The 24074-nt window shown below is 65.6% G+C and carries 23 protein-coding genes; 12 read left to right on the top strand and 11 right to left on the bottom strand.

The genetic code is table 11. The features are described 5' to 3' along the window. Positions 1-56: 56 nt before the first annotated feature. The 6 genes from LTA6_RS14160 to LTA6_RS14185 form a co-directional block, all read right to left on the bottom strand. Positions 57-575, bottom strand: a complete 519-nt coding sequence (locus tag LTA6_RS14160; protein ID WP_407358134.1) for a GNAT family N-acetyltransferase — start codon at positions 573-575, stop codon at positions 57-59. Then, positions 568-972, bottom strand: coding sequence for a RidA family protein (locus LTA6_RS14165; protein WP_407358135.1), 405 nt, complete (start codon positions 970-972; stop codon positions 568-570). The genes LTA6_RS14160 and LTA6_RS14165 overlap by 8 nt, the downstream gene beginning before the upstream one ends. Before the next feature lie 97 nt (positions 973-1069). Next, a complete protein-coding gene (locus LTA6_RS14170; protein ID WP_363547385.1) occupies positions 1070-2884 on the bottom strand; it encodes a cytochrome bc complex cytochrome b subunit in 1815 nt (604 codons plus the stop codon). Then, positions 2881-3963, bottom strand: a complete 1083-nt coding sequence (locus tag LTA6_RS14175; RefSeq protein WP_341974390.1) for a Rieske (2Fe-2S) protein — start codon at positions 3961-3963, stop codon at positions 2881-2883. The genes LTA6_RS14170 and LTA6_RS14175 overlap by 4 nt, the downstream gene beginning before the upstream one ends. Before the next feature lie 36 nt (positions 3964-3999). Then, the gene (locus LTA6_RS14180; protein ID WP_341974391.1) at positions 4000-4803 is read right to left on the bottom strand and encodes a cytochrome c; all 804 of its coding nucleotides are present in this window, start codon (positions 4801-4803) and stop codon (positions 4000-4002) included. Between the two features lie 20 nt (positions 4804-4823). Next, positions 4824-5357 (bottom strand): heme-copper oxidase subunit III, encoded by a 534-nt coding sequence (locus tag LTA6_RS14185; protein ID WP_407359287.1) that lies wholly within the window; start codon positions 5355-5357, stop codon positions 4824-4826. A 277-nt stretch (positions 5358-5634) separates the two neighbouring features. On the opposite strand from LTA6_RS14185, the gene trpD reads away from it, so the two are divergent. Then, positions 5635-6699, top strand: coding sequence for an anthranilate phosphoribosyltransferase (gene trpD, locus LTA6_RS14190; RefSeq protein WP_341974393.1), 1065 nt, complete (start codon positions 5635-5637; stop codon positions 6697-6699). 7 nt (positions 6700-6706) lie between these two features. Then, positions 6707-7693, top strand: a complete 987-nt coding sequence (locus LTA6_RS14195; RefSeq protein WP_407359288.1) for a PHP domain-containing protein — start codon at positions 6707-6709, stop codon at positions 7691-7693. 24 nt (positions 7694-7717) lie between these two features. On the opposite strand, the gene LTA6_RS14200 is transcribed toward LTA6_RS14195, so the two are convergent. The 3 genes from LTA6_RS14200 to LTA6_RS14210 are packed head-to-tail and all read right to left on the bottom strand — an operon-like array spanning position 7718 to position 10038. Then, positions 7718-8647, bottom strand: coding sequence for a 5'-3' exonuclease H3TH domain-containing protein (locus tag LTA6_RS14200; protein ID WP_407358136.1), 930 nt, complete (start codon positions 8645-8647; stop codon positions 7718-7720). A 39-nt stretch (positions 8648-8686) separates the two neighbouring features. Further along, a complete protein-coding gene (locus LTA6_RS14205) occupies positions 8687-9454 on the bottom strand; it encodes a hypothetical protein (protein ID WP_407358137.1) in 768 nt (255 codons plus the stop codon). Between the two features lie 44 nt (positions 9455-9498). Continuing rightward, a complete protein-coding gene (locus LTA6_RS14210; protein WP_407358138.1) occupies positions 9499-10038 on the bottom strand; it encodes a hypothetical protein in 540 nt (179 codons plus the stop codon). A 231-nt stretch (positions 10039-10269) separates the two neighbouring features. Between LTA6_RS14210 and rpsA the strand changes: the two genes are divergently transcribed. The 5 genes from rpsA (at position 10270) to LTA6_RS14235 (ending at position 15308) form a co-directional block, all read left to right on the top strand. Continuing rightward, entirely contained in the window at positions 10270-11724 is a 1455-nt protein-coding gene (rpsA, locus tag LTA6_RS14215) for a 30S ribosomal protein S1 (protein ID WP_341974397.1), read from the top strand. 138 nt (positions 11725-11862) lie between these two features. Next, positions 11863-12462: a dephospho-CoA kinase gene (coaE, locus tag LTA6_RS14220; RefSeq protein ID WP_407358139.1), complete on the top strand. Its 600-nt coding sequence runs from the start codon at positions 11863-11865 to the stop codon at positions 12460-12462. Continuing rightward, positions 12459-13676 (top strand): MFS transporter, encoded by a 1218-nt coding sequence (locus tag LTA6_RS14225; RefSeq protein WP_407358140.1) that lies wholly within the window; start codon positions 12459-12461, stop codon positions 13674-13676. Before coaE ends, LTA6_RS14225 begins: the two co-directional genes overlap by 4 nt. 62 nt (positions 13677-13738) lie before the next feature. Continuing rightward, positions 13739-14530: a GNAT family N-acetyltransferase gene (locus LTA6_RS14230; RefSeq protein WP_407358141.1), complete on the top strand. Its 792-nt coding sequence runs from the start codon at positions 13739-13741 to the stop codon at positions 14528-14530. A gap of 232 nt (positions 14531-14762) precedes the next feature. Beyond that, positions 14763-15308 carry a hypothetical protein gene (locus LTA6_RS14235; protein WP_407358142.1) on the top strand — a complete coding sequence of 182 codons (546 nt, stop codon included), beginning with the start codon at positions 14763-14765 and terminating at the stop codon, positions 15306-15308. A 49-nt stretch (positions 15309-15357) separates the two neighbouring features. Here LTA6_RS14235 and LTA6_RS14240 read toward each other — a convergent pair whose 3' ends face one another. After that, a complete protein-coding gene (locus tag LTA6_RS14240; RefSeq protein ID WP_407358143.1) occupies positions 15358-15966 on the bottom strand; it encodes a DUF4126 domain-containing protein in 609 nt (202 codons plus the stop codon). Positions 15967-16032: 66 nt separating this feature from the next. Between LTA6_RS14240 and uvrB the strand changes: the two genes are divergently transcribed. Next, positions 16033-18105 carry an excinuclease ABC subunit UvrB gene (uvrB, locus tag LTA6_RS14245; protein WP_407358144.1) on the top strand — a complete coding sequence of 691 codons (2073 nt, stop codon included), beginning with the start codon at positions 16033-16035 and terminating at the stop codon, positions 18103-18105. A 21-nt stretch (positions 18106-18126) separates the two neighbouring features. Beyond that, complete coding sequence (locus LTA6_RS14250) at positions 18127-18459, top strand: TfoX/Sxy family protein (protein ID WP_407358145.1); 333 nt, start codon at positions 18127-18129, stop codon at positions 18457-18459. Between the two features lie 3 nt (positions 18460-18462). On the opposite strand, the gene LTA6_RS14255 is transcribed toward LTA6_RS14250, so the two are convergent. Beyond that, complete coding sequence (locus LTA6_RS14255) at positions 18463-18705, bottom strand: hypothetical protein (protein ID WP_407358146.1); 243 nt, start codon at positions 18703-18705, stop codon at positions 18463-18465. Between the two features lie 46 nt (positions 18706-18751). Between LTA6_RS14255 and LTA6_RS14260 the strand changes: the two genes are divergently transcribed. The 3 genes from LTA6_RS14260 to uvrC all read left to right on the top strand — a co-directional run bounded on the left by LTA6_RS14260 (position 18752) and on the right by uvrC (position 24047). After that, positions 18752-19192, top strand: a complete 441-nt coding sequence (locus tag LTA6_RS14260; RefSeq protein WP_407358147.1) for a MarR family winged helix-turn-helix transcriptional regulator — start codon at positions 18752-18754, stop codon at positions 19190-19192. A 71-nt stretch (positions 19193-19263) separates the two neighbouring features. Beyond that, positions 19264-22152 carry an excinuclease ABC subunit UvrA gene (gene uvrA / locus LTA6_RS14265; RefSeq protein WP_407358148.1) on the top strand — a complete coding sequence of 963 codons (2889 nt, stop codon included), beginning with the start codon at positions 19264-19266 and terminating at the stop codon, positions 22150-22152. Then, complete coding sequence (gene uvrC, locus LTA6_RS14270) at positions 22152-24047, top strand: excinuclease ABC subunit UvrC (RefSeq protein WP_407358149.1); 1896 nt, start codon at positions 22152-22154, stop codon at positions 24045-24047. The genes uvrA and uvrC overlap by 1 nt, the downstream gene beginning before the upstream one ends. Positions 24048-24074: the final 27 nt, after the last annotated feature.

Raw genomic sequence — 24074 nt, forward strand, 5'->3', positions numbered from 1 at the left:
GCCGCCGAACAACTGATTTCCGCCATTCTGACGCGGCGTCGGCAAAGACGCGGCGTTCAGGCGACGGCGGTCATCTGAACGCGAGGACCGTAGCGGTTGAGGTCGAGCCGTGACTCGACCTCGACAAGCCTGTGCAGGAAGGGCGTGGAAGGGACGCTTTCGTGGAAGCCGCATGTCGCATAGAAGGGCCCGTTCCAGGCGACGTCACGGTAGGTGCGCAGCGTGATGGAGCGATACCCCCGACGCTGTGCTTCGGCCTTGGCCGCAGCGACCAGCATCCGGCCATAGCCTCGTCTGCCGTGCTGGGGGAGCACTGAGAGCTGCTCGAGGTGCGCCTGCCCGTCGATCTCCAGAACGTGAGCAAAGCCGACGACGTCATGGGGCGTTTCGACACCCTCCGCCACCAGGACGAATCCAGGAAGTGCGGTCCGTTCCGATGCTGACGCGGGTGGCGGCCAATCGGTCGCGCCGAACAGCTCGATGAACAGGGCGTCGGCCTCGGCCTCGATCTCTTCCGCGATGGCCAGGTCGGACTCCCGAGCGGGGCGGATGGCGACGCGCAACGTGTCAGTCATCGTGCACGGCCGCGATCGCTTCGATCTCGACGAGCTGGTCCGGGTAACCGAGGACGGTCACCCCGAGGAGCGTGCTGGGCACGTCATGCGAGCCGAAACCCGCGTGAACGACATCCCACGCCGTCACGAGGTCCTCACGGTTGCTGGAGGCGACGAGAACCCGGGTGCTGATGACGTCGGAGAGCGCAGCACCGGCCGCATGCAATGCGACAGACAACGTCTCCATGCATCGCGCGGCCTGAGCGGCATAGTCGCCCGGTGCGGCTGTGGACCCGTCGTCATTCAAGGGGCAGGCCCCGGCCAGGAAGATCAGGCGAGCGCCGGCCGCTGCGGTCGCGGCGTACGCGTACGGGGCTTCGGCGAGGGAGGACGAGCGGATGAGACGGACTGCAGACATGCTCCGATCCTTTCACGAGTGCGCACATGGACGAGGAAAGCCCTGTCGGTTCGCATCTCAGCGACCGACAGGGCCTTCCTCGTGGGGGAGCGGCGAACTACTCGCCCTCCTCCGACTTCTTCTTGCGAGGCTTCTTCACCGGCTCGGTGGCGATCACCGTGCTCGGGGTGTTCGGCGTCTCGCCGATGTGATCCTCGGTCGCGACCAGAGGGGCATCCGGTGCTCCGGCGCGCTCGTGCGCACCCTGGATCTCGGCGTTCTCGATCTCCTCGTCGTGTGCGAGGACGTGGTGCTGATGCGCGTCTGCCGCCTCGACCTCTGCCTGCGTGAGCGGAGCGAGCCGGTCCTCGTAGAACCAGCGGGAGATCGACGAGCGGACGTTCTCCGTCCACGGGATGCGGCCCTTCGCGTTCGGGCGCACGACGAGCGGCTGGTAGCCGTCGACATCGATGAGCTTCCAGCGGTCGTACTTGTCGACCGGCTGGTGCACCTCGATGAATTCGCCACCAGGAAGGCGGACGATGCGGCCCGACTCGAAGCCGTGCAGCACGATCTCGCGGTCCTTCTTCTGCAGCGCGATGCAGATGCGCTTCGTGACGAAGTAGCCGAGGATCGGCCCCAGGAACAGCAGAATCTGCAGGGAGAGGATGACTCCCTCCATCGTGAGCATGAAGTGCGTCGCGATGAGGTCGGAGGATGCTGCAGCCCACAGCACCGCGTAGAAGATGACGCCGGCCGCGCCGATGGCGGTGCGGGTGGCGGCGTTGCGCGGACGCTGAGCGATGTGGTGTTCGCGCTTGTCGCCGGTGACCCACGCCTCGAGGAACGGGTAGATCGCCACCAGGACGATGAACAGGCCCAGCGCCACGAGCGGGATCAGGATGCCGAACGAGAAGGTGCGATCAAAGAGGACGAGGTCCAGGTTCGACGGTGCCAGGCGCAGGGCGCCGTCGGCGAAGCCGATGTACCAGTCCGGCTGCGTTCCTGCCGACACGGGGGATGGGTCGTATGGGCCGTAGTTCCAGATCGGGTTGATCTGGAAGAACGTCGCGATCAACACGATCGTGCCGAACACGATGAACAGGTATCCGCCCATCTTCGACATGTAGACCGGCATCATCGGGAAGCCCACGACGTTCTCGTTCGTACGGCCGGGGCCGGCGAACTGGGTGTGCTTGTTGATGACCATCAGCATCAGGTGCACCACGATCAGTCCGATGACCAGCAGCGGCAGCAGCAGGATGTGCAGCGTGTACAGGCGACCGACGATATCGGTGCCAGGGAACTCGCCGCCGAAGAGGATGTACGAGGTCCAGACGCCGATCAGCGGGATGCCCTTGATCATGCCGTCGATGATGCGGAGACCGTTGCCCGAGAGCAGGTCGTCGGGGAGTGAGTAGCCGGTGAAGCCCTCTGCCATCGCCAGCACGAACAGCACGAAGCCGATCACCCAGTTGAGCTCGCGCGGCTTGCGGAACGCACCGGTGAAGAAGACGCGCAGCATGTGCACGCCGATGCCGGCCACGAAGACGAGTGCGGCCCAGTGGTGGATCTGGCGGACCAGGAGGCCACCGCGCAGGTCGAACGAGATGTACAGCGACGACTCGAGGGCCGCGGACATCTCGATACCGCGCATCGGCGCGTAGGCACCGGTGTAGTGGGTCTCGACCATCGAGGCCTGGAAGAAGAACGTCAGGAAGGTTCCGGAGAGGAACACCACGACGAAGCTCCACAGCGCGATCTCGCCGAGCATGAACGACCAGTGGTCGGGGAAGATCTTGCGTCCGAGTTCCTTGACGAAACCGGAGAGGCTGGTGCGCTCATCGATGTAGTTCGACGCAGCGCCGACGAAGCGGCCGCCGAGCGGTGCCTTGTTGTCCTTGTCCTCTTTGGACAGCGTTGCAGTGCTCAATGGCGCTCCCAGAAGCTCGGGCCGACGGGTTCTTTGAAGTCGCTGCGTGCGACGAGGTAGCCCTCGTCGTCGACCATGATCGGCAGCTGTGGAAGCGGACGAGCCGCCGGGCCGAAGATGACCTTGGCGTGGTCGGTGACGTCGAACTGCGACTGGTGGCAGGGGCAGAGCAGGTGATGCGTCTGCTGCTCGTACAGTGCGACAGGGCAGCCGACGTGGGTGCAGACCTTGGAGTACGCGACGATGCCGTCGTACGACCAGTCCTTGCGGTCATCGGCCTCGATGAGCTGCTCGGGCCGCAGGCGCATGAGCAGGACGATCGCCTTCGCCTTCTCCTCGAGGTAGCCATCGTGGTGGCTGAGTTCGGCGAGCTCTTCCGGGATGACGTGGAAGGCGGAGCCGAGGGTGACATCGGCTGCACGGATCGGAGTTCCGTCGGGGTCGCGAGCGAGGCGCATCCCCTTGTCCCACATGGTGTGCTTCAGCAGCGCCACCGGGTCGCCGACGTGCGGGTGCTCCGGGTCGGTGCCGGCGTGCGGGGCCAGGCCGCGGAACAGCGTCACACCGGGGATGATCGATGCCACGACAGCGGCGATCAACGAGTTGCGGATCATCGAACGACGTCCGAAGCCGGACTCCTCGTTCGCCTCGGCGAAAGCCTTGATCGCCGCCTCGCGCGTCGAATCCTTGCCCCGAGTGGGGTGGCGGTACTCGATGAACTCCTTGTCGGACATCAGCGCCTTCGACCAGTGGATCGCGCCGATACCGAGAGCCAGCAGCGCGAGCGCGATGCCGAGTCCGATGAAGAGATTGTTGTTGCGGATGTCGATGAGCGCGCCGCTCTCGATCGGGAACAGCATGTAAGCGGCGACCGCCCAGATGCTGCCCGCGAGCGAGAGGTAGAACAGCGAGTAGACCGTGCGCACCGCGTTCTTCTCAGCGCGCGGATCCTTGTCGGTCATCCGCTCCCGGTGCGGCGGCAGCCCCGGGTTCTGCACGGGGTCGCTGACTGCGACGCCCAGCCCCGGAGAGGGCTGGTAGGCCCTGTCAAGAGCCTGCGTGTCGTCGTCGTGTGCCATGGTGCTCCTCGTACGTTCCTCTTCGATGAATAAGCGTCAGTTGGACTTCGCCGTGATCCACACGGTGATGGCGACGAGCGCGCCGATGCCGAAGATCCAGATGAACAGACCTTCGGAGACCGGTCCGAGCGAGCCGAGTGTCGCTCCGCCGATCTGCACGGCCTGCTGCTGGAAGAGCAGGGCGGAGATGATGTCGCGCTTGTCCTCGTCGGACAGGTTCATGTCGCCGAAGACCGGCATGTTCTGCGGACCGGTCACCATGGCCGCATACATGTGCAGCGCGCTGGTCTCGGTCAGAGCGGGGGCGTACTTGCCCTCGGTCAGGGCGCCACCGGCGGCGGCGACGTTGTGGCACATCGCGCAGTTGACGCGGAACAGCTCGGCGCCGTTCGCGACGTCGCCCTCACCGTCGAGCAGGTGCTCATCGGGGTAGGTCGGACCGGGAGCGACCGACTGGACGTACGACGCCATCGCCTTGATCTGGTCCTCGGTGAACTGCGGCTTCTTCTGCGGAGCCTGCGGGCCCTGCATCTGCAGCGGCATCCGGCCGGTGGCGAGCTGGAACTCGGCCGCGAGCTCGCCGACGCCGTACAGGCTCGGACCATTGGGCGTGCCCTGCAGGTCGAGGCCGTGGCAGGTGGCGCAGTTCGCGGTGAACAGCTTCTCGCCGTCCTCCACGGTCAGCTGGGTGGACGCGGCCGCCTGGGTGTCGGTGGCGGCGAATGCGGCCGACGCACCGGCGTACACAGCGCCCGTGATCATCAGGCCTGCTCCGATGAGCGCGGCCGCAGCGATCGGGCTGCGACGACCGCTGGAGCGACGCTTCTTCTCTCGTGCCATCTCGGGGATCAGCTCCGCTCTTATTTCAGGAAGTAGATAACGGCGAACAGGACGATCCAGACGACGTCGACGAAGTGCCAGTAATACGACACGACGATCGAGGAGGTCGCCTCCTTGTGCCCGAAGTTCTTGACGGCGTAGGCGCGGCCGATGACGAGCAGGAAGGCGATGAGCCCGCCGGTGACGTGCAGGGCGTGGAAGCCGGTGGTCAGGTAGAAGGCAGACGCGTACGAGTCGGCGCTGATGGGCATGCCCTCAGCGACGAGCTGTGCGTACTCCCACACCTGGCCTGAGACGAAGACCGCGCCGAGCGCGAATGTCAGGAAGAACCACTCGACCATTCCCCAGCCGAGCATGCCGCGCTTCTTCGTCGTGTACGGCTGAAGCCGCTCGGCGGCGAAGACGCCCATCTGGCAGGTGACGGAGGAGAGGACCAGGATCACGGTGTTGATGAACGCGAACGGAACGTTCAGCAGCTCTGTCCGCTCAGCCCACAATTCGGGTGAGGTGCTGCGGAGCGTGAAGTAGATCGCGAAGAGTCCCGCGAAGAACATCACCTCACTGCCGAGCCACACAATGGTGCCGACAGCTACCGGGTTGGGCCGCTTGATCGTTCTCGCCGCCGGGGCATACGTCGCTGAGGTCGTCACCCTTCCATTATGGCCGATCCGAGGGGGTGATTCTTGCACCGACAGCCCTGTTTTTGCCTCCCAGGGACTTAGGCAACCCTAAGAAGATACTGCGAATCGTCGGTGAATCGGCGGGAAACAGCGGATGCTGGCGGCCGTCATCTCGGCGTCGACGTCGATGCGCGCGGATAGGATCGCTGACATGGCTGATTCGCTGACCTGGTCCGACATGCTCACCTCTCTTCTGGAGCGTCGTGATCTCAGTGTCTGGGAGTCGACGTGGGCGATGCGCCAGATCATGCAGGGCAAGGTGACTGAGGCGCAGCTGGCAGGGTTCCTCGTCGCACTCCGCGCGAAGGGTGAGACCGTCGACGAGATCGTCGGGTTCCGCGATGCGATCCTGGAGTCGGCCGTGCCGCTGCCGGTGTCTCCGAACGTGCTCGACATCGTCGGTACCGGCGGAGACCGGGTCGGTACCGTGAACGTGTCGACGACGGCAGCGATCATCATCGGTGCGTCCGGCATTCCGGTGGTCAAGCACGGCAACAGAGCAGCGAGTTCGGCCTCGGGGTCCTCCGACGTGCTCGGGGCGCTCGGACTCGAACTCTCCCTCGATCCAGCGGCGGTGGCCTCCGCCCTCGACCGCACCGGCATCACGTTCGCGTGGGCGGCGGCCTTCCACCCCGGCTTCCGGCACGCGGCGACTGTGCGCTCCGAGCTCGGCGTTCCGACGGTCTTCAACATGCTCGGTCCGCTCTGCAACCCGGCCAGAGCTGAAGCGAACGCCGTCGGAGTGGCTCACCTCGAGCGCGTGCCGCTGATCACCGGCGTGTTCCGCACCCGGGGGGCGACGGCTCTCGTCTTCCGTGGTGATGACGGGCTCGACGAGCTCACCACTACGGGTCACAGCAGGATCTGGGAGGTGACCCGTGGAGACATCCACGAGCACGATCTGGACCCGCGCGACCTGGGCATCCCTCTCGCCGAGCTGTCCGATCTCATCGGGGGGTCCCCGCAGCACAACGCCGAGGTGCTGCGCCACACGCTGACCGGGGCGCCGGGGCCGGTGCGCGACATCGTGCTCCTGAACGCGGCTGCCGGCATCGTCGCATTCGAGCTGTCGCAGGATGCCACGCAGGTGCAGCGGCCGATCCTGGAGCGGTTGCGCGAGGGGTACGAGCGCGCATCGGAGGCCGTTGACGATGGTCGCGCCGCCGCCAAGCTCGATGAATGGGTCGCGGTCAGCCGAGAGCTCGCCTCCGCCTAGGCGCATGATGGATCCCGTCGCCGCACTCCTGGAGATCGCCACTCTGCTGGAGCGCGAACGGGCGTCGCGCTATCGGGCCAAGGCGTTCCGCCAGGCTGCAGCCACGCTGCAGGGGCTGACCGAAGAGGTGCGCAACGATCCGGCGCGGCTACGGGCGAGCAAGGGGATCGGAGAGTCCACATTCGCGGTCATCCGGCAGGCGCAGGCCGGCGAAGTGCCTGACTATCTGGTCGAACTGCGCGGCGAGGTGGAACCGGAGCGCATCTCGGCACTGCGATCTTCGCTGCGCGGTGACCTGCACGCGCATACGGATTGGTCGGATGGAACGACCTCGATCGCCGTGATGGCCGAGGCGGCGCGCGCCCTCGGTCACGAGTACCAGGCGATCACCGACCACTCGCCGCGGCTTCGCGTCGCGCGTGGGCTCTCCGCTGAGCGGCTCCGCGAGCAGATACCGCTCGTGCGGGCGCAGTCCGGCGAGGGATTCCGGGTTCTCGCCGGCATCGAGGTCGACATCCTCGAGGACGGGATGCTGGATCAGGAGGACACGCTGCTCGGCGAGCTCGACATCGTCGTGGCATCCGTCCATTCCAAGTTGCGCATGGATGCGAAAGCGATGACGGCGCGAATGATCGCGGCGGTGTCGCATCCGAGGGTGAACGTCCTCGGCCATTGCACGGGCCGTCTCGTTCAGGGGGAGCGCGGCACGCGCCCGCAATCGCAGTTCGACGCGACGGCGGTCTTCGCGGCCTGCGCTGAGAACGGTGTGGCCGTGGAGATCAACTCACGCCCAGAGCGGCAGGACCCACCGGATGACCTGATCGCTCTGGCGATGAATGCCGGATGCCTGTTCTCGATCGATTCCGATGCGCACGCCCCTGGGCAGCTGTCGCTGCTCGATCATGGTGCCGAACGCGCGGAGCGCGCCGGGATCCCGGCTGCGCGCATCGTGACGACGTGGGGTCTGGAGAGGCTACTCGCCTGGGCGGAGTGAAGATGGCGCGGTGAGGCCGCCGGGTCAGATCACGGACACCGCGGCGACGGCGCGAGACATCGACGTGCCGAGGTTCCACTGCTCGGCCAGCGCCGTGGCGGCGTCCGCCTCGGTCGGGTCGAGCATGCGGAGCGCGATGCCTGGGACGGCGATGTCGAGGTTCCTCGCGACTTCCACAACGGTCGGGGCGACGTCGAGGTAGTCGGAGGCTGCGAGGATCTTCGCGCTGACGCCGGCGCTCATGCCTTCGCCGGCGGCTGCGGCGGTGCGGATGCCGGAGAGATCGCCGTGCGTCTGGAGGAGTGTGGCCGCGGTCTTCTCGCCCACGCCGGCCACACCGGGAAGGCCGTCGGAGGCATCGCCGCGCATCGTGGCGAAGTCGGCGTACTGAGAGGGGAGGACCCCGTACTTGGCGACCACGGTCGCGTCGGTGACGATCTCGAGGTTGCTCATGCCACGGGCCGTATAGATGACCCGGATGTCGCGGGCATCGTCGACGAGCTGGAACAGATCGCGGTCTCCGGTGACGATGTCGACGGGGATCGTCGCGCGGGTCGCGAGGGTGCCGATCACGTCGTCGGCCTCGTGCTCCGTGACTCCAATGATCGGAATGCCGAGCGCCGTCAACGTCTGACGGATCAGCGGGATCTGCGCTTCGAGCGGATCTGGCACCTCTTCGACGTCAGGAGCGTCGGCGACGACCTCGACGACGCGGTGCGTCTTGTAGCTCGGGATGAGGTCGACTCGCCACTGCGGTCGCCAGTCGTCATCCCAGCAGGCGACGACGTGCGTCGGTTCATAGAGGGTGACGAGCTTGGCGATGATGTCGAGCAGGCCGCGCACCGCATTGACGGGGGAGCCGTCCGGCGCCTTCACTTTGTCGGGAACACCGTAGAAGGCGCGGAAGTAGAGGCTGGCGGTGTCGAGCAGCATCAGGCGGTCGGCGCGGGTCATGGGGACAGTCTGGCACTCGGTTCCGACACCTGCGCGGGATCAGCAACCGGGGGAGTCGGGTTTCTCGGTGCAGGTATGCGCGACGAGGGCGGTGTGCGCTTCGAAGATACGGATCTGTTGGACAGGACCGTCGGTGGTGAGTTCTCCGCTGACGGGGAACCATCCGGTGCCGAAGTCGATCTCTGCGGTGTAGCGGACGTCGACGTCGGCGGGATAGGTTCCACGGTCCTGGTAGACGTGGCTTGTCGGGGTGGGCGTGAATTGCGCTTGACCGAGGTCCGCCCAGGACGCTCCGCCGGTGGTGGTCGTGGTGGAGGAATTGTCGCCGTATTGGAAGTCGTATGCGATCGGGGTGAATCGGACGGAGAGCGATCGGCCGAACAGTGTGCCGGACTGCGTGGTGATGGATGCGGTGGTGACGAAGTTGGTGGGCATGCCGGCGATGCCGACGTTGTCGGGTTCTCCGGTGAGGGTGGCGGGCGTCGGGGCGAACTGAGCGAGGTCGGTGATCGTGATCGGTCGGACACCCGGAGCCACGTTCTCTTCGGCGGGAGCTTCTTCTGCTTCCTCGGCGCTTCGGAAGCACTCGATGAAACTCCAGCTGCGCAGGCAGGTCTCGAAGTCGAGTTCCTTCGGCGGCGGGGAGGACTCGGATTCTTCACCCGAATCATCGTCGGGGTTGAAGACGGGGTCGGTGCCGGGGGTGGTCTGCTCGCCGCCGACGCCGACTTCGCTGCCATTGTTGTCGACGCTCGGACAGAAGCCGTAGAGCTGCAATACCGCCAGATCGCAAGTGGGTGCAGTCAAGGGAACTGGGGACGAACTGATGAGCGCTGCCAGAACAATCGCCGCTAACACGTTGAACTTTCCGCTGGTTCGGTGCTTGAGATTAGAAGCTGTTCTTTACTTCCTGAGAAGACGACCTTGACATTTCCGCGCTCTGGTCGATTGGGCGGAGTGACATCGGACCCGTCCTTGTCCAGGACCCGAGAGGCACTGATGTCAACGCAGATCTCCGCACTGATGTCTGCAACACTCGCGTTGAAGTCTGCACCAAGACCCACGAAGTCGTGAATAGTGCTTGCCCCGACAATCTTGAGGCCAGCGTCTACGAGCTCGCGTTGCGTTTGAATGTCGCTTTCCAGGGCGGCGCCGGAGAGGTAGCGCTCGGGGTTTGCTTCCCCGATCCCGTCCGCGCGGGCTGCAGACGCCTCAAGGTAAGCCCGATACGTCTCCTCCGCCGCCGCGAAAGCCTCCTCTTCCGAGGCGAAGGCCGCGGTCGGGGTCGGTGTCGGCTCCGCTTGAGGGGAGCATCCGACCAGCATTGCGGCAGACAAGACGAGCACGCCGAGGGCGGCCAGGGGAGTCGACGCAGTCCGTACGAGAGTCACCCCGACACGTTAGCCCGAATGCTTCCGCATCCGTCAGAGTTATCCACAGGACTGGCGGTGAGGCTCGAGTCCCGCGGCACCCGATCTTCTGATAATCTGAACTGTCACTCGTGGCGTGCATACGCGCGCGCTCGTGACGAGCAATCCAATCCATTCGCTGCGAAGCATGATTTCGGCCGTGCGCGGCCGCATCTTCCAGCCCGAGTTCCATTCACAAGGACAACCCACTACATGACTACCGCAACGACCGCCCCGGCCACCAAGCAGGTCGCCATCAACGACATCGGATCTGCTGAGGACTTCCTGGCCGCGGTCGAGAAGACCCTGAAGTTCTTCAACGACGGCGACATCATCGAAGGAACGATCGTCAAGATCGACCGCGATGAGGTTCTGCTGGACGTCGGCTACAAGACCGAGGGTGTCATCCCCTCGCGCGAGCTCTCCATCAAGCACGACGTCGACCCCAACGAGGTCGTCAAGGTCGGCGACGAGGTCGAGGCTCTTGTTCTCCAGAAGGAGGACAAGGAAGGCCGTCTGATCCTCTCCAAGAAGCGCGCACAGTACGAGCGTGCCTGGGGAGATGTCGAGAAGATCAAGGAGAACGACGGCGTCGTCACCGGTACGGTCATCGAGGTCGTCAAGGGTGGACTCATCGTCGACATCGGCCTTCGTGGCTTCCTTCCGGCTTCGCTCATCGAGCTGCGCCGCGTCCGCGACCTCACGCCGTACCTCGGGCAGGAGATCGAGGCGAAGATCCTCGAGCTCGACAAGAACCGCAACAACGTCGTGCTCAGCCGCCGTGCGCTGCTCGAGCAGACGCAGTCGGAGTCGCGCACCACGTTCCTGAACAACCTGCACAAGGGTCAGGTCCGCAAGGGTGTCGTGTCCTCGATCGTCAACTTCGGTGCGTTCGTCGACCTGGGCGGCGTGGACGGCCTCGTGCACGTCTCCGAGCTGTCCTGGAAGCACATCGAGCACGCCTCCGAGGTCGTCGAGGTTGGCCAGGAGGTCACCGTCGAGATCCTTGAGGTCGACCTCGACCGCGAGCGTGTCTCCCTGTCGCTGAAGGCGACGCAGGAGGACCCGTGGCAGGTCTTCGCCCGTACCCACGCGATCGGTCAGGTCACGCCGGGTAAGGTCACCAAGCTCGTTCCGTTCGGTGCGTTCGTTCGCGTCGCAGACGGCATCGAGGGCCTCGTCCACATCTCCGAGCTCTCCAGCAAGCACGTCGAGCTGGCCGAGCAGGTCGTGTCGGTCGGCGAAGAGGTCTTCGTCAAGGTCATCGACATCGACCTCGAGCGTCGCCGCATCTCGCTCTCGCTCAAGCAGGCGAACGAGTCGGTCGACCCCAACGGCACCGAGTTCGACCCGGCGCTGTACGGCATGCTCGCCGAGTACGACGAGAACGGCGAGTACAAGTACCCGGAGGGCTTCGACGCCGAGACCGGTGCTTGGAAGGACGGCTTCGACTCGCAGCGCGAGGCATGGGAGCAGGAGTACGCTGCAGCCCAGGCTCGCTGGGAGGCTCACAAGACTCAGGTCACCAAGGCGGCCGAGGCTGAGGCAGAGGCCGGCGCCGACTTCGGTGGACAGGTGTTCTCCAGCGAGGCGACCGGTGCTGGCACCCTCGCCGACGACGAGGCTCTCGCTGCTCTGCGCGAGAAGCTCTCGGGCGGCAACGCGTAAGCATAACGCTCAGAAACGGGCCGTCACCTTCGGGTGGCGGCCCGTTTCGCGTCTCCAGGACCGGAGGCTTTCGATGACCGATCCAGAAGACGGGATGGCCAGAGCGGATGCCGGCGACTCGCGTGCCAGGATGGAAGCATGCCTCTCATCGCACTCACCGGCGGCATCGCGTCCGGAAAGTCGACCATCGCGAGGCGTCTGGCAGACCACGGAGCGATCATCGTGGACGCCGACCAGATCGTCCGAGACGTCCAGGCCCCTGGATCTCCCGTGCTCCAGCAGATCGCGGAGGCTTTCGGTGACAGCGTCATCACCGCGGAGGGCGCGCTCGATCGCGCGTCCCTCGGCGCGAAGGTCTTCGGTGACTCAGAGCTCCTCGCCCGATTGAACGGGATCGTGCACCCGGCGGTCCGCGCCGAATCGCAGCGCCGGTTCGAGGAAGCGCAGGCCGCCGACCCGTCAGCAGTCGTCGTGTACGACGTGCCGCTGCTCGTCGAGGCGCGCGTCGACGATCCCTGGGACCTCATCGTCGTCGCGCACGCCCCGGTCGCAGAGCGGCTGCGCCGGCTCGTCGAACTGCGCGGCATGGATGAGCGATCGGCCCAGGAGCGGATCGACGCACAGGTGTCCGACGATCGGCGTCTTGCGATCGCCGATGTCGTGATCGACACCGCCGGCACGATCGAGGAGACGCGGACCCAGACCGATGCCCTCTGGGAGCGGGTCCGTGCCCAGTGAGCGCGGAATCCTTCTCCGGGCACGCGCCGGGATCGCCCTCCTTCCGGCGCCTCATCACGGGCCTCTTCTTCGCCGGTATCGCGACGTTCGCGCAGTTGTACTCGCCGCAGGCGGTGCTGCCGGCGATCGCCGATGATCTCGGCATCACCCCGGCCGCTGCCGCGCTGAGCGTCTCGGCGGCGACACTCGGACTGGCCGCCGCGGTGATCCCGTGGTCAATGGTCGCGGATCGCATCGGCCGGATCCGCGCGATGGGCATCGGCGTACTGGCGGCGACGGCGCTCGGCCTGTGCGCTCCGCTGAGCGCGGAGATCGGGGCTCTGCTCGTGCTGCGCTTCGCCGAAGGGATTGCGCTCGGTGCTGTTCCGGCGGTCGCGTTGGCGTACCTGAGTGAGGAAGTCGGCGCGCGTCATGCGGCGGCGGCAGCGGGAAGCTACATCGCGGGTACCACCGTCGGCGGACTCGTCGGTCGGATCCTCTCCGGAGTGGTGGGCGAAGCGGCGGGATGGCGGGCAGGTATCTGGGCTGTGGCGGCGCTCTGTGCTGTGGCGGCTGCGCTGTTCCTCTGGCTCACGCCGCGGGCGCGCGGCTTCGTGCCCCGTCGGATGCACGATGACGGTCCCAGCATCCTCACGACCCTCCTGGTGCCGCTGCGGTCCGCAGCACAGCTGGCGCTGTACGCGCAGGGATTCCTGCTGATGGGCGCGTTCGTCGCGGTCTACAACTACCTCGGCTTCCATCTCTCGGCAGCGCCATTCCTGCTGCCGGCATGGCTCATCACATCGCTGTTCCTGGCCTATCTCGCCGGAACCGCCTCCTCGCCGTTGGCGGGGTCGCTCGCGTCGCGGCACGGGCGATATCCGGTGCTGCTCGGATCGATCGCGTTGACATCCTGCGGTGCGGTTCTGATGCTGGTGCCGGTCGCTGCCGTCGTGCTCGTCGGTCTGGTGCTCTTCACCGCCGGTTTCTTCGGCGCTCATGCCGTTGCATCCGGCTGGGCACCCGCGGCCGCGGCCGCGGAGAGCCGCGCCCAGGCGTCGTCTCTGTACTACTTCGGCTACTACGCCGGGTCGAGCCTCTTCGGATGGGGGCTCGGTCTCGTGTTCGGTCACGAAGGATGGACCTGGTTCGTGCTTCTGGTCGTGGGGATGTGCGCGGTCGCCGCCCTCGTCGCCGTGGTCGGGTTGCGCGCCGTCCCTTCCGGGCGCGTCTGACGCACGCACAGAGGTTCGAGCCCGATGTGCGTCCAAGGGCCCATTCTGCAAAAGGTTGCCTGATGCACAAGCGCTATCTCGCCGCGTACGACGATCAGCTCCGCACGGATTCCGAGTCCGTACACGCCCTCGACACCGTGATGCACGGGCCGCTGCGTCTGTCAGTCTTTCCCGGTGGACGCGGCTTCATCAGCTATGCCGATCTCGGGGGAGCAGATGCGCAGAGGATCGGGGAACTCGTCGACGCGGCCATCGAGCACTTCCGCGCTCTGCCCGGCACGACATCGGTCGAGTGGAAGACGCGCGGGCACGATCACGCTCCAGGACTGCATGAGGCGCTCCTATCGCGTGGATTCATCGCTGAGGATCCCGAGTCGATCATGATCGGCGAGGCCGTGCTGCTCGCACATGACGTGGCAGTGCCGGAAGGCGTCGAGATCCGCCGGACGCGCAGCGACGCCGATGTCTGGGCGATGGAGGAGATGCAGGGGACGGTGTTCGAGGACCCGGATTGGCGGACGAGAGCGGAGACGACGCTGCGTCGCGTGCACGAGGACGACACGGTGGAGCTGTGGATCGCCCTCGACAGCGGACGAGTGGTGAGCGCCGGGCGGCTCGAGCCCGTCGAAGGCACCGAGTTCGCGGGCCTCTGGGGCGGCGCCACGTTGCCCGAGTGGCGCGGTCGAGGCATCTATCGCGCACTCACCGCGCAGCGGGCGCGATCCGCTCTCGCCCGCGGCAAGAAGTACCTGCAGTCGGATTGCACGGAGTTCTCAAGACCGATCCTGGAGCGCTCCGGGCTAGTCAAGGTCTCGACGACGACTCCGTACGTGTGGACGAAGCTGGCACGCTGAACAACGGCAGTCGGTGGGTTTGTACGTATCATTCACAATTTGACCCGACCCCTTCGTGATTGATAATCTGGCGGCGGGGAGAATGTAATTCTGGGGATTCCGCGTCTGCGGTGTCAGCAACCGTTCTCGGTGCGCGCAATGATGCGCCCGTGGTTTTCGGCGAATGTGGCTGTCCATCGCGGGTGTCTTGCTGTGCGCTGACCCACGTCCGCACGCAAACGAGGAGTCCAAAGTGGTAGATAACAAGTCCCAGCTGTCGCGTCGCACGGTCGTCAAGGGCGCTGCGTGGTCGATACCCGTCATCGCCGTTGCAGCGTCCATGCCCCTGGCAGCCGCAAGCCTGCCGGAGGTCGGAACGAACCTCGGTCCGCTTTACGCATCGTCGGTCGACATCTCCAGCATCAACGTGAACATCGGGGCGTTGCAGTTCGACTGCTACCCGGGCATGACGTCGTCTGACATCGTCACCGCGCTGGTGCACGAGATCACCTTGACGTCTACCAACGCCGCGCCTTTCGACATCTCGAACCTCATCGTTCAGGGCTTGGGCTGGACCGTCGTCGCCGGCGCGACCGCGACGAGCGTCACCATCCGCCACGTAGCCACGGATTCCACCTGTGAAGGATTCGTCCAGGGACCGTCGCTGTACTTCAACGGACAGGTCGCGGCGACGAACAGCATTACTGTGTCGGCGCTCGCCTATAACGCCGACTTCACGGTGGCGCCGCTCATGATCCAGCCTGCGTCCGGCACCGGCGCGCTCGTCGGCCCGGCCTGAGCAGACGCCGAGCGAGTCGTTCCTTCCGGGACGGCTCGCTTTCGCGTTCCTAGCCGACGGCCTGCTCGCCACGATCGGCGGCACGGCGGGCACGCCTGCGGCGAAGAAGCACGACGACGCCGATGATCAGAGCGATCAAGGCGACACCGGCGGCGATCGGGACGATGATCGCCAGCGCCGCGAGGAGGAACGATGCGCCGTCTTCGGCGGTGCTGAGCACCGGAGCCGCCAGCCCGCCGGTCGTGGCGTTCGCCGCGACGCGCGCAGTCGCCTTGACCACGTGAACGACGAGGGCGATCGCAATGCCGACGACGACAGGCACCCAGGTGTTGTCGGTGAAGAACGACGCAGGATCGGCGACGGCGACCGTCTGCGCTCCGGATCCCGCCCCGAAGGCGATACCTCCGGCAGCCGGGCGGATGATGCTCTGCACGATGTCATTCACGGAGTCGAGCGCCGGGATCTTGTCGGCGACGATCTCCAGCAGCAGGAGGGCTCCGAGGATCCAGAGGGCGACGTCGCTGGACAGCCACGACCAGCCGGTAGGCAACGCCATCGCCGGCAGCAGGCGGTCGGCAAGGCCGAGCAGGAACAGGGGCATCCACGCGTTGAGACCAGCAGATGCGGCCAGGCTGGAGCCGATGATGAACTCGATCACGCCACCACTCTAAGCGGGGCGTCAATCTCAGAGCCCAGTGTCGGAGCCCACTCGTAAGCTGGGATCATGCAACCCACGCGCAGTGTCCGTCCTTTCGAGGTCATCAGCGAGTACGCGCCGGCGGGCGACCAGCCCGCGGCGATCGCCGACCTCGCCGCACGGATCAATGCCGGTGAGACCGACGTCGTCCTCCTGGGTGCCACCGGCACGGGAAAGTCCGCGACCACGGCGTGGCTCATTGAACAGGTGCAGCGTCCGACGCTGGTGCTCTCGCACAACAAGACGCTCGCGGCTCAGCTGGCCAACGAGTTTCGCGAGCTCATGCCGAACAATGCGGTCGAGTACTTCGTCTCCTATTACGACTACTACCAGCCCGAGGCGTACGTACCGCAGACCGACACATTCATCGAGAAGGACTCCTCCGTCAACGCCGAGGTCGAGCGACTGCGGCACTCCACGACCAACTCGCTGCTCTCGCGCCGCGATGTCGTCGTGGTGTCGACGGTCTCCTGCATCTACGGTCTCGGGGCGCCGGAGGAGTACCTCCGCGCGATGGTCGCACTCCAGGTGGGGGAGCGATACGACCGAGACGCGCTGATCAGGCAGTTCATCTCGATGCAGTACAACCGCAACGATGTGGACTTCTCCCGCGGCAACTTCCGGGTGCGCGGCGACACGATCGAGATCATCCCCGTCTACGAGGAGAGCGCGATCCGCATCGAGTTGTTCGGCGATGAGATCGAGGCGCTGTACTCCCTGCATCCGCTGACCGGTGAAGTCATCGAGAAGCTCGATGCGGTGCCGATCTTCCCGGCCTCGCACTACGTCGCCAGTACCGATGTGATCCAGCGATCCATCGGCACGATCGAGGCGGAGTTGGCTGATCGCCTCGCCGAGTTCGAGCGACAGGGCAAGCTCCTCGAGGCGCAGCGTCTGCGGATGCGCACGACCTTCGATCTGGAGATGCTGCAGCAACTGGGCTTCTGCTCCGGGATCGAGAACTACTCGCGACACATGGACAACCGCTCACCTGGTGAGCCGCCGCACACGCTGCTGGACTTCTTCCCCGACGATTTCCTGCTGGTGATCGACGAGTCGCACGTGACCGTGCCGCAGATCGGGGCGATGTACGAAGGTGACGCCTCGCGTAAGCGCACGCTGGTGGAGCACGGTTTCCGGCTGCCGAGTGCGATGGACAACAGGCCTCTGCGCTGGGACGAGTTCAAGAACAGGATCGGGCAGACCGTCTACCTCTCCGCTACCCCGGGCAAGTATGAGATGGGGATCGCCGACGGCATCGTCGAACAGATCATCCGCCCGACCGGTCTCGTCGACCCGCAGATCATCGTCAAGCCGTCCAAGGGGCAGATCGATGACCTGCTCGAGGAGATCCGTCTGCGCGTCGAGCGTGACGAGCGCATCCTCGTCACGACGCTGACGAAGAAGATGGCCGAAGAACTGACGGACTTCCTCGGCGAACATGGTGTGCGCGTGCGCTACCTGCATTCCGATGTCGACACGCTGCGTCGCGTCGAGCTTCTCAGCGAGCTGCGTGCCGGGGTCTACGACGTACTCGTCGGCATCAACCTGCTCCGTGAGGGCCTCGACCTTCCTGAGGTCTCGCTGGTCGCGATTCTCGATGCCGACAAGGAGGGCTTCCTCCGTTCGGGAACGTCGCTGATCCAGACCATCGGCCGCGCCGCACGAAATGTGTCGGGCGAGGTGCACATGTATGCCGACAAGATGACCGATTCCATGGCGAAGGCGATCGATGAGACCGATCGCCGCCGCGAGAAGCAGGTGGCGTACAACCTGGAGAGGGGCATCGACCCGCAGCCGCTGCGGAAGCGGATCGCCGACATCACCGAGGTGCTCGCCAGAGAGGGCGCCGACACCGCAGAGATGATGTCCAAGCGCGGGCGTGCAACCGGCAAGGGCAAATCGCCGACGCCGAACCTGCGGCGCACCGGCATCGCAGCCGAGGGTGCTCAGCAGTTGGAAGCCACGATCCAAGACCTGTCCGACCAGATGCTCGCCGCTGCCGGGGAACTCAAATTCGAACTCGCAGCGCGTCTACGCGACGAGGTGCAGGACATGAAGAAGGAACTGCGCGCGATGGAACGCGCCGGACATGCCTGATCGCGAGCGGAGCTGACCCACATGGATGACGCGGGGAACGAGCTCGCCGATCGCATCCGCGCTCTGCTGAGCGCCGACGTCGCGCTGGAGGAGCGCCGCATGTTCGGCAGCCGCGCCTTCCTGGTCGAGGGTCGGATCCTCGTCGGGGCGCGCAAGGGGGGTGTCCTGCTCGTTCGTGTCACCACCGAGCACGGCGCGGCATTTCTGACTCAGCCCGGTGCCACCCCGGCGGTCATGGGGGCGCGAACCATGAGCCCGAACTGGCTGGATGTCGCGCCGAGTGCGATCGAAGACGATGATGCGCTGATGTTCTGGCTCGACGCCGCGAGGGAGGACAGCGCGACGCTGAGTTGACTCCTACGGGCAGTGCATCAGTGGTTTCGGGCCGGAACGGTCGATCTCGTGCTCCGTCATCGGGGCGCCGCAGAGGGGGCACGCCCTTTCCGCGCGCTCAGCTGCGGTCGGCGGCGGTGTCTTCTCGTAGGGGCCGACGGACGCAGGCCCGGCCAGGCGCACCAGATTCGAATTGAACCATGCGTAGAACCCGCCGGCTTCGCGGATGCGCGTGCGGAGAGGTTCGCGGTCGGTGTCCTTGGTCATGTTCATTAGTGTACTAACTATTAGGGCGGATGTAAGATCATCTCTCGTGACGGCCTCTGATGATCTGCTCCGGCTGGAGAACCAGCTCTGCTTCGCGCTCGTGACGGCGGCGCGCAACGTCGTCGCGATCTATCGGCCGATCCTCGAGCCCCTCGGTCTCACGCATCCGCAATATCTCGTGATGCTGGCGCTGTGGGAACGCTCTCCTCGCGCGTTGAACGATCTCGCAGCCGACCTCGCGCTGGAGCCCGCCACCGCATCGCCGCTCGTGAAACGACTCGAGAAGGAAGGACTCGTCACCCGGCAGCGCAGCGCCGGCGACGAACGTCGTCTCGACATCACGCTCACCGATTCCGGGCGGGCACTGCGGGAGCGCGCCCTTGATGTACCGCAGCAGGTGATGTCGGCGGTGGGGATGAATGTCGATGAAGTCGCGACGTTGCGTGACGGCGTCGCGCGGTTCGCGGGGCGCACCGAAGGAGTGTGATCGCGATGCGCTGGTCGCGAACTCGATTGTCCGCCGGAGCCAATGTCGGTGGCCCCTCGTAGACTTGATCGGTGCCTATTGTCCCCGTTGTCACCCCAGGAAAACTCAGTGTTCGCGGTGCCCGCGTCCACAACCTCAAGAACGTCGACATCGACATCCCTCGCGACTCGCTGGTCGTGTTCACCGGGCTGTCCGGCTCCGGCAAGTCCAGCCTCGCATTCGACACGATCTTCGCCGAAGGGCAGCGCCGGTACGTCGAATCGCTGAGCGCGTACGCGCGCCAGTTCCTCGGCCAGGTCGATCGGCCAGACGTCGATTTCATCGAGGGCCTGAGCCCCGCCGTGTCGATCGACCAGAAATCCACCAACCGCAACCCGCGCTCGACGGTCGGCACGATCACCGAGATCTATGACTACATGCGACTGCTCTGGGCGCGTATCGGCATTCCGCACTGCCCGGAGTGCGGTGAGAAGATCCAGCGTCAGACCGTGCAGCAGATCGCGGATCAGCTCATGGAACTTCCCGAGCGCACCCGGTACCAGATCGTCGCCCCGGTCGTCTCGCAGAAGAAGGGCGAGTTCGTTGACCTGTTCCGCGAGCTCGGCGCGAAGGGCTACTCGCGGGCGATCGTCGACGGCGAACTCATCCAGCTCGCCGAACCGCCGACGCTGAAGAAGAGCTACAAGCACGACATCGCCGTGGTCGTCGACCGGCTCGTGGCATCCGATGACATCCTCGGCCGCGTCACCGACTCGGTCGAGACCGCACTCGGACTCGCCGGAGGCGTCGTGCAGGTCAACTTCGTCGACGGCGAGGGGGACGACGCCTGGCAGACTTTCTCCGAGAAGCTGGCGTGCCCCAACGGTCACGCGCTCACCCTCACCGAGATCGAGCCCCGCACCTTCTCGTTCAACGCGCCGTTCGGTGCGTGCCCGTCCTGCTCCGGTCTCGGCACCCGGATGTCGGTCGACGTCGACCTCATGCTCGGCGACGAGGACCTCTCCATCCGCGAAGGCGTCATCATTCCCTGGACGACCCAGGGCAAGGGCCTCTTCCAGTACTACGAGCGGCTGCTCGAGGGTCTCTCCCGTGACCTCGATTTCTCGTTGGACACCCCCTGGCGCAAGCTGCACTCCGACGTGCAAGAAGCGATCCTGCGCGGCGAGAACTACAAGGTCACCGTCAAGTGGAAGAACCGCTACGGGAGGGAGATGCGCTACGCCTCGGGCTTCGAGGGCGTCGTCCCCTATATCGAACGGCAGTACCTGCAGGCGGAATCCGATAACCAGCGCAACCGCTGGGGGGAGTACCTCCGCGAGGTGCCCTGCCCGGTCTGTCAGGGCAACCGCCTCAAGCCCGAGGTGCTCGCCGTTCAGGTGCACGGACACTCCATCGCCGAGGTCTCGCACCTGAGCCTCGCAGACGCACGCGGCTTCATGGAGAAGCTCGTGCTCACCGACCGCGAGGCGAAGATCGCGGCCCAGGTGCTCCGCGAGATCCGGCTGCGGCTCGACTTCCTGCTGCAGGTCGGACTGTCATACCTCAACCTCAGTCGCTCCGCCGGCTCGCTCTCCGGCGGTGAGGCGCAGCGCATCCGCCTGGCGACGCAGATCGGCTCCGGCCTCACGGGCGTGCTCTACGTCCTCGACGAACCCTCGATCGGCCTGCACCAGCGCGACAACCGCCGCCTCATCGACACGCTGATCAAGCTCCGCGATCTCGGCAACACTCTCATCGTCGTCGAGCATGACGAAGAGACCATCGAGGCGGCCGACTGGGTCGTCGACATCGGTCCAGGAGCCGGTGTCAACGGCGGTGAAGTGGTCCATTCCGGTCCCTACTCGGCGCTGCTGAGCGACAAGAACTCGATGACGGGGGACTACCTCTCCGGTCGCCGTGAGATCCCGATGCCGAAGAAGCGGCGCAAGATCGACAAGAAGCGGCTGCTGAGCGTCGTCGGTGCCAAGGCGAACAACCTGAAGAACGTCACGGCGGACTTCCCGCTCGGCGTGCTCACCGCTGTCACCGGCGTGAGTGGTTCCGGCAAGTCTTCGCTCGTGAACGACATCCTGTACCAGGTGCTCGCGTCGCGCCTGAACGGAGCGCGCACCGTGCCGGGCAAGCACACGAGGGTGACCGGGCTCGACAACCTCGACAAGGTCGTTCACGTCGACCAGGCACCGATCGGACGCACCCCCCGATCGAATCCGGCGACCTACACGGGCGTGTTCGATCGCATCCGCACCCTCTTCAGCGAGACCCCCGAAGCCAAGGTCCGCGGCTACCAGCCGGGGCGCTTCAGCTTCAACGTCAAGGGCGGACGCTGCGAGGCGTGCTCCGGCGACGGCACGATCAAGATCGAGATGAACTTCCTGCCGGACGTCTATGTCGACTGCGAGGTCTGCCACGGCAAGCGCTACAACCGCGACACCCTCGCCGTGCACTACAAGGGCAAGAACATCGCCGAGGTTCTCGAGATGCCGATCGAAGAGGCAGCGGACTTCTTCGAGCCGATCCAGGCGATCCACCGGTACATGAAGACGCTCGTCGACGTCGGACTCGGTTACGTGCGCCTCGGTCAGTCTGCGACGACCCTCTCCGGCGGCGAGGCTCAGCGCGTGAAGCTGGCGACCGAGCTCCAGCGCCGCAGCAACGGCCGCAGCATCTACGTGCTCGATGAGCCGACGACCGGTCTGCACTTCGAAGACGTCCGCAAACTCCTCGAGGTGCTCAACGGCCTGGTGGACAAGGGCAACACGGTCATCGTCATCGAACACAACCTCGACGTGATCAAGTCCGCGGATTGGGTGATCGATCTCGGACCGGAGGGCGGCTCCGGTGGCGGCGAGATCATCGCGACCGGCACTCCGGAACAGATCGCTCGCGCCGAGCAGAGCCACACCGGGCAGTTCCTCGCGGAAATCCTCGGGGAAGGGCGCTCGGCGCGGAAGGCCAGCTGATGGCCGATGTCCTGCCCTACAAGCCGCGGGCGGGGGAGATTCCCACCGACCCCGGCGTGTATCGCTTCCGCGACGCCGAGGGCCGAGTTCTCTACGTCGGCAAGGCGAAGAACCTCCGCCAGCGGTTGTCGAACTACTTCGCTCCGCTGCGCACGCTGCACGAACGCACCCGCCGGATGGTCACGACGGCAGCATCCGTCGAATGGACGGTGGTGCCCACCGACGTCGACTCGCTGCAGCTGGAGTACATGTGGATCAAGGAGTTCGATCCGCCGTTCAACGTGCGTTACAAGGACGACAAGTCCTATCCGTTCATGGCGGTGACGCTCGGCGACGAGGCGCCCCGGGTGATCGTGACCCGCAACCATCGCATTCCTGGGGCGAAGTACTTCGGGCCCTACCCGAAGGTGTGGGCGGTGCACGACACCATCGACCTGATGGTCAAGGCCTTCCCGATCCGCACCTGCAGCGACGCCAGTTACAAGCGCGCCATGCAGACCGGACGGCCCTGCTTTCCCGGCCAGATCGGCAAATGCGGCGGCCCCTGCTCGATGACGGTGACGGTCGAAGAGCACCGTGCGATGGTCGACGATTTCGTCGCCTTCATGGCCGGTGGCGATGAGCGCTTCACCAAGGAGCTCACGAAGCGGATGCTGGCGGCATCCGCGGCGATGGATTACGAAGCGGCCGCGAAGTTCCGAGACAAGCTCTCGGCGATCGAGGCGGTGCTCGGCAAGAGTGCACTGGTGCTCGCCGCCGACGAAGACGCGGATCTCTTCGGTATCGCCGAGGACGAGCTGGCCGCGGCGGTGCAGCAGTTCGTGATCCGCGGCGGGCGCGTGCGCGGCGTGCGGGCGATGACGATCGAGAAGGAGATCGACATCACCACCGGTGAGCTCGTCGACCAGGTGCTGCAACGCGCCTACGGCGAAGCCGAGGATGTGCCGCGCCGCATCCTCGTGCCGACACTTCCCGACGACGTGGTCGAACTGGAGTTGTGGCTGCGCGAACGACGAGGAAAGAAGATCGAGATCACCGTCGCTCAGCGGGGGCAACGGGCAGACCTGATGCGCAACGCGACGCTGAACGCGCAGCAGGCCCTGATCAGGCACAAGACGCGCCGCACCAGCGACTACCTCGCCCGCACTCAGGCGCTCACCGATCTGCAGGAGGCGCTGGAACTCGAAGAGGCACCGCTGCGGATCGAGTGCTTCGACATCTCCCATCTCGGCGGCACCAACGTCGTCGCCTCGATGGTCGTATTCGAAGACGGGCTTCCACGAAAAGACCAGTACCGCTCGTTCAACATCCCTGAGACGACCGACGACACCGACTCGATGTACCAGGTCCTCCGCCGCCGTCTCGCGTATCTGGACCGGCCGGACCTGCAGGCCGATTCAGAAGCCGTCCTCGACGAGGAGACAGACGCAGGAACACAGGCGAAGCGGAAGCCGCGCTTCGCGTACCCGCCTCAGTTGCTGCTCGTCGACGGCGGGAAGCCGCAGGTCGAGGCGGCCGCACGAGCCCTTCGTGACGCCGGTCATACCGAGATCGCGGTGTGCGGCATCGCCAAGCGACTCGAGGAGATCTGGCTGCCGGGGGAGGATTTCCCGGTGATCCTGCCGCGCACCAGCGAGTCGCTGTACCTGCTGCAGCGACTGCGCGATGAGGCGCACCGCTTCGCGATCGTCCACCAGCGCAAGAAGCGCAAGCGCGACATCTCGACGGTGCTCACCGAGGTCCCCGGTCTCGGTGCGTCGCGGATCAAGACCCTGCTCAAGCACTTCGGTTCGGTCACGGCACTCCGCGCCGCGCAGCCGGGGGAGATCGAAGAAGCGCCGGGTATCGGCCCCGTGCTCGCCCAGAACATCCATACGCATCTCTCCACTCGCTAGGCTTGAGAGGACGGGGAGAAGGAGCAA

Origin of the sequence: Microbacterium sp. LTA6 (assembly GCF_045690355.1) — a bacterium.
GTDB lineage: Bacteria > Actinomycetota > Actinomycetes > Actinomycetales > Microbacteriaceae > Microbacterium.

What these genes read in the sequence shown, in the direction of transcription:
- LTA6_RS14160 (WP_407358134.1), bottom strand. Translation starts at nt 575, where the DNA reads ATGACTGACACGTTGCGCGTCGCCATCCGCCCCGCTCGGGAGTCCGAC.
- LTA6_RS14165 (WP_407358135.1), bottom strand. Translation starts at nt 972, where the DNA reads ATGTCTGCAGTCCGTCTCATCCGCTCGTCCTCCCTCGCCGAAGCCCCG.
- LTA6_RS14175 (WP_341974390.1), bottom strand. Translation starts at nt 3,963, where the DNA reads ATGGCACACGACGACGACACGCAGGCTCTTGACAGGGCCTACCAGCCC.
- LTA6_RS14180 (WP_341974391.1), bottom strand. Translation starts at nt 4,803, where the DNA reads ATGGCACGAGAGAAGAAGCGTCGCTCCAGCGGTCGTCGCAGCCCGATC.
- LTA6_RS14185 (WP_407359287.1), bottom strand. Translation starts at nt 5,357, where the DNA reads ATGTTCTTCGCGGGACTCTTCGCGATCTACTTCACGCTCCGCAGCACC.
- trpD (WP_341974393.1), top strand. Translation starts at nt 5,635, where the DNA reads ATGGCTGATTCGCTGACCTGGTCCGACATGCTCACCTCTCTTCTGGAG.
- LTA6_RS14195 (WP_407359288.1), top strand. Translation starts at nt 6,707, where the DNA reads ATGGATCCCGTCGCCGCACTCCTGGAGATCGCCACTCTGCTGGAGCGC.
- LTA6_RS14200 (WP_407358136.1), bottom strand. Translation starts at nt 8,647, where the DNA reads ATGACCCGCGCCGACCGCCTGATGCTGCTCGACACCGCCAGCCTCTAC.
- rpsA (WP_341974397.1), top strand. Translation starts at nt 10,270, where the DNA reads ATGACTACCGCAACGACCGCCCCGGCCACCAAGCAGGTCGCCATCAAC.
- coaE (WP_407358139.1), top strand. Translation starts at nt 11,863, where the DNA reads ATGCCTCTCATCGCACTCACCGGCGGCATCGCGTCCGGAAAGTCGACC.
- LTA6_RS14230 (WP_407358141.1), top strand. Translation starts at nt 13,739, where the DNA reads ATGCACAAGCGCTATCTCGCCGCGTACGACGATCAGCTCCGCACGGAT.
- uvrB (WP_407358144.1), top strand. Translation starts at nt 16,033, where the DNA reads ATGCAACCCACGCGCAGTGTCCGTCCTTTCGAGGTCATCAGCGAGTAC.
- LTA6_RS14250 (WP_407358145.1), top strand. Translation starts at nt 18,127, where the DNA reads ATGGATGACGCGGGGAACGAGCTCGCCGATCGCATCCGCGCTCTGCTG.
- LTA6_RS14255 (WP_407358146.1), bottom strand. Translation starts at nt 18,705, where the DNA reads ATGACCAAGGACACCGACCGCGAACCTCTCCGCACGCGCATCCGCGAA.
- uvrC (WP_407358149.1), top strand. Translation starts at nt 22,152, where the DNA reads ATGGCCGATGTCCTGCCCTACAAGCCGCGGGCGGGGGAGATTCCCACC.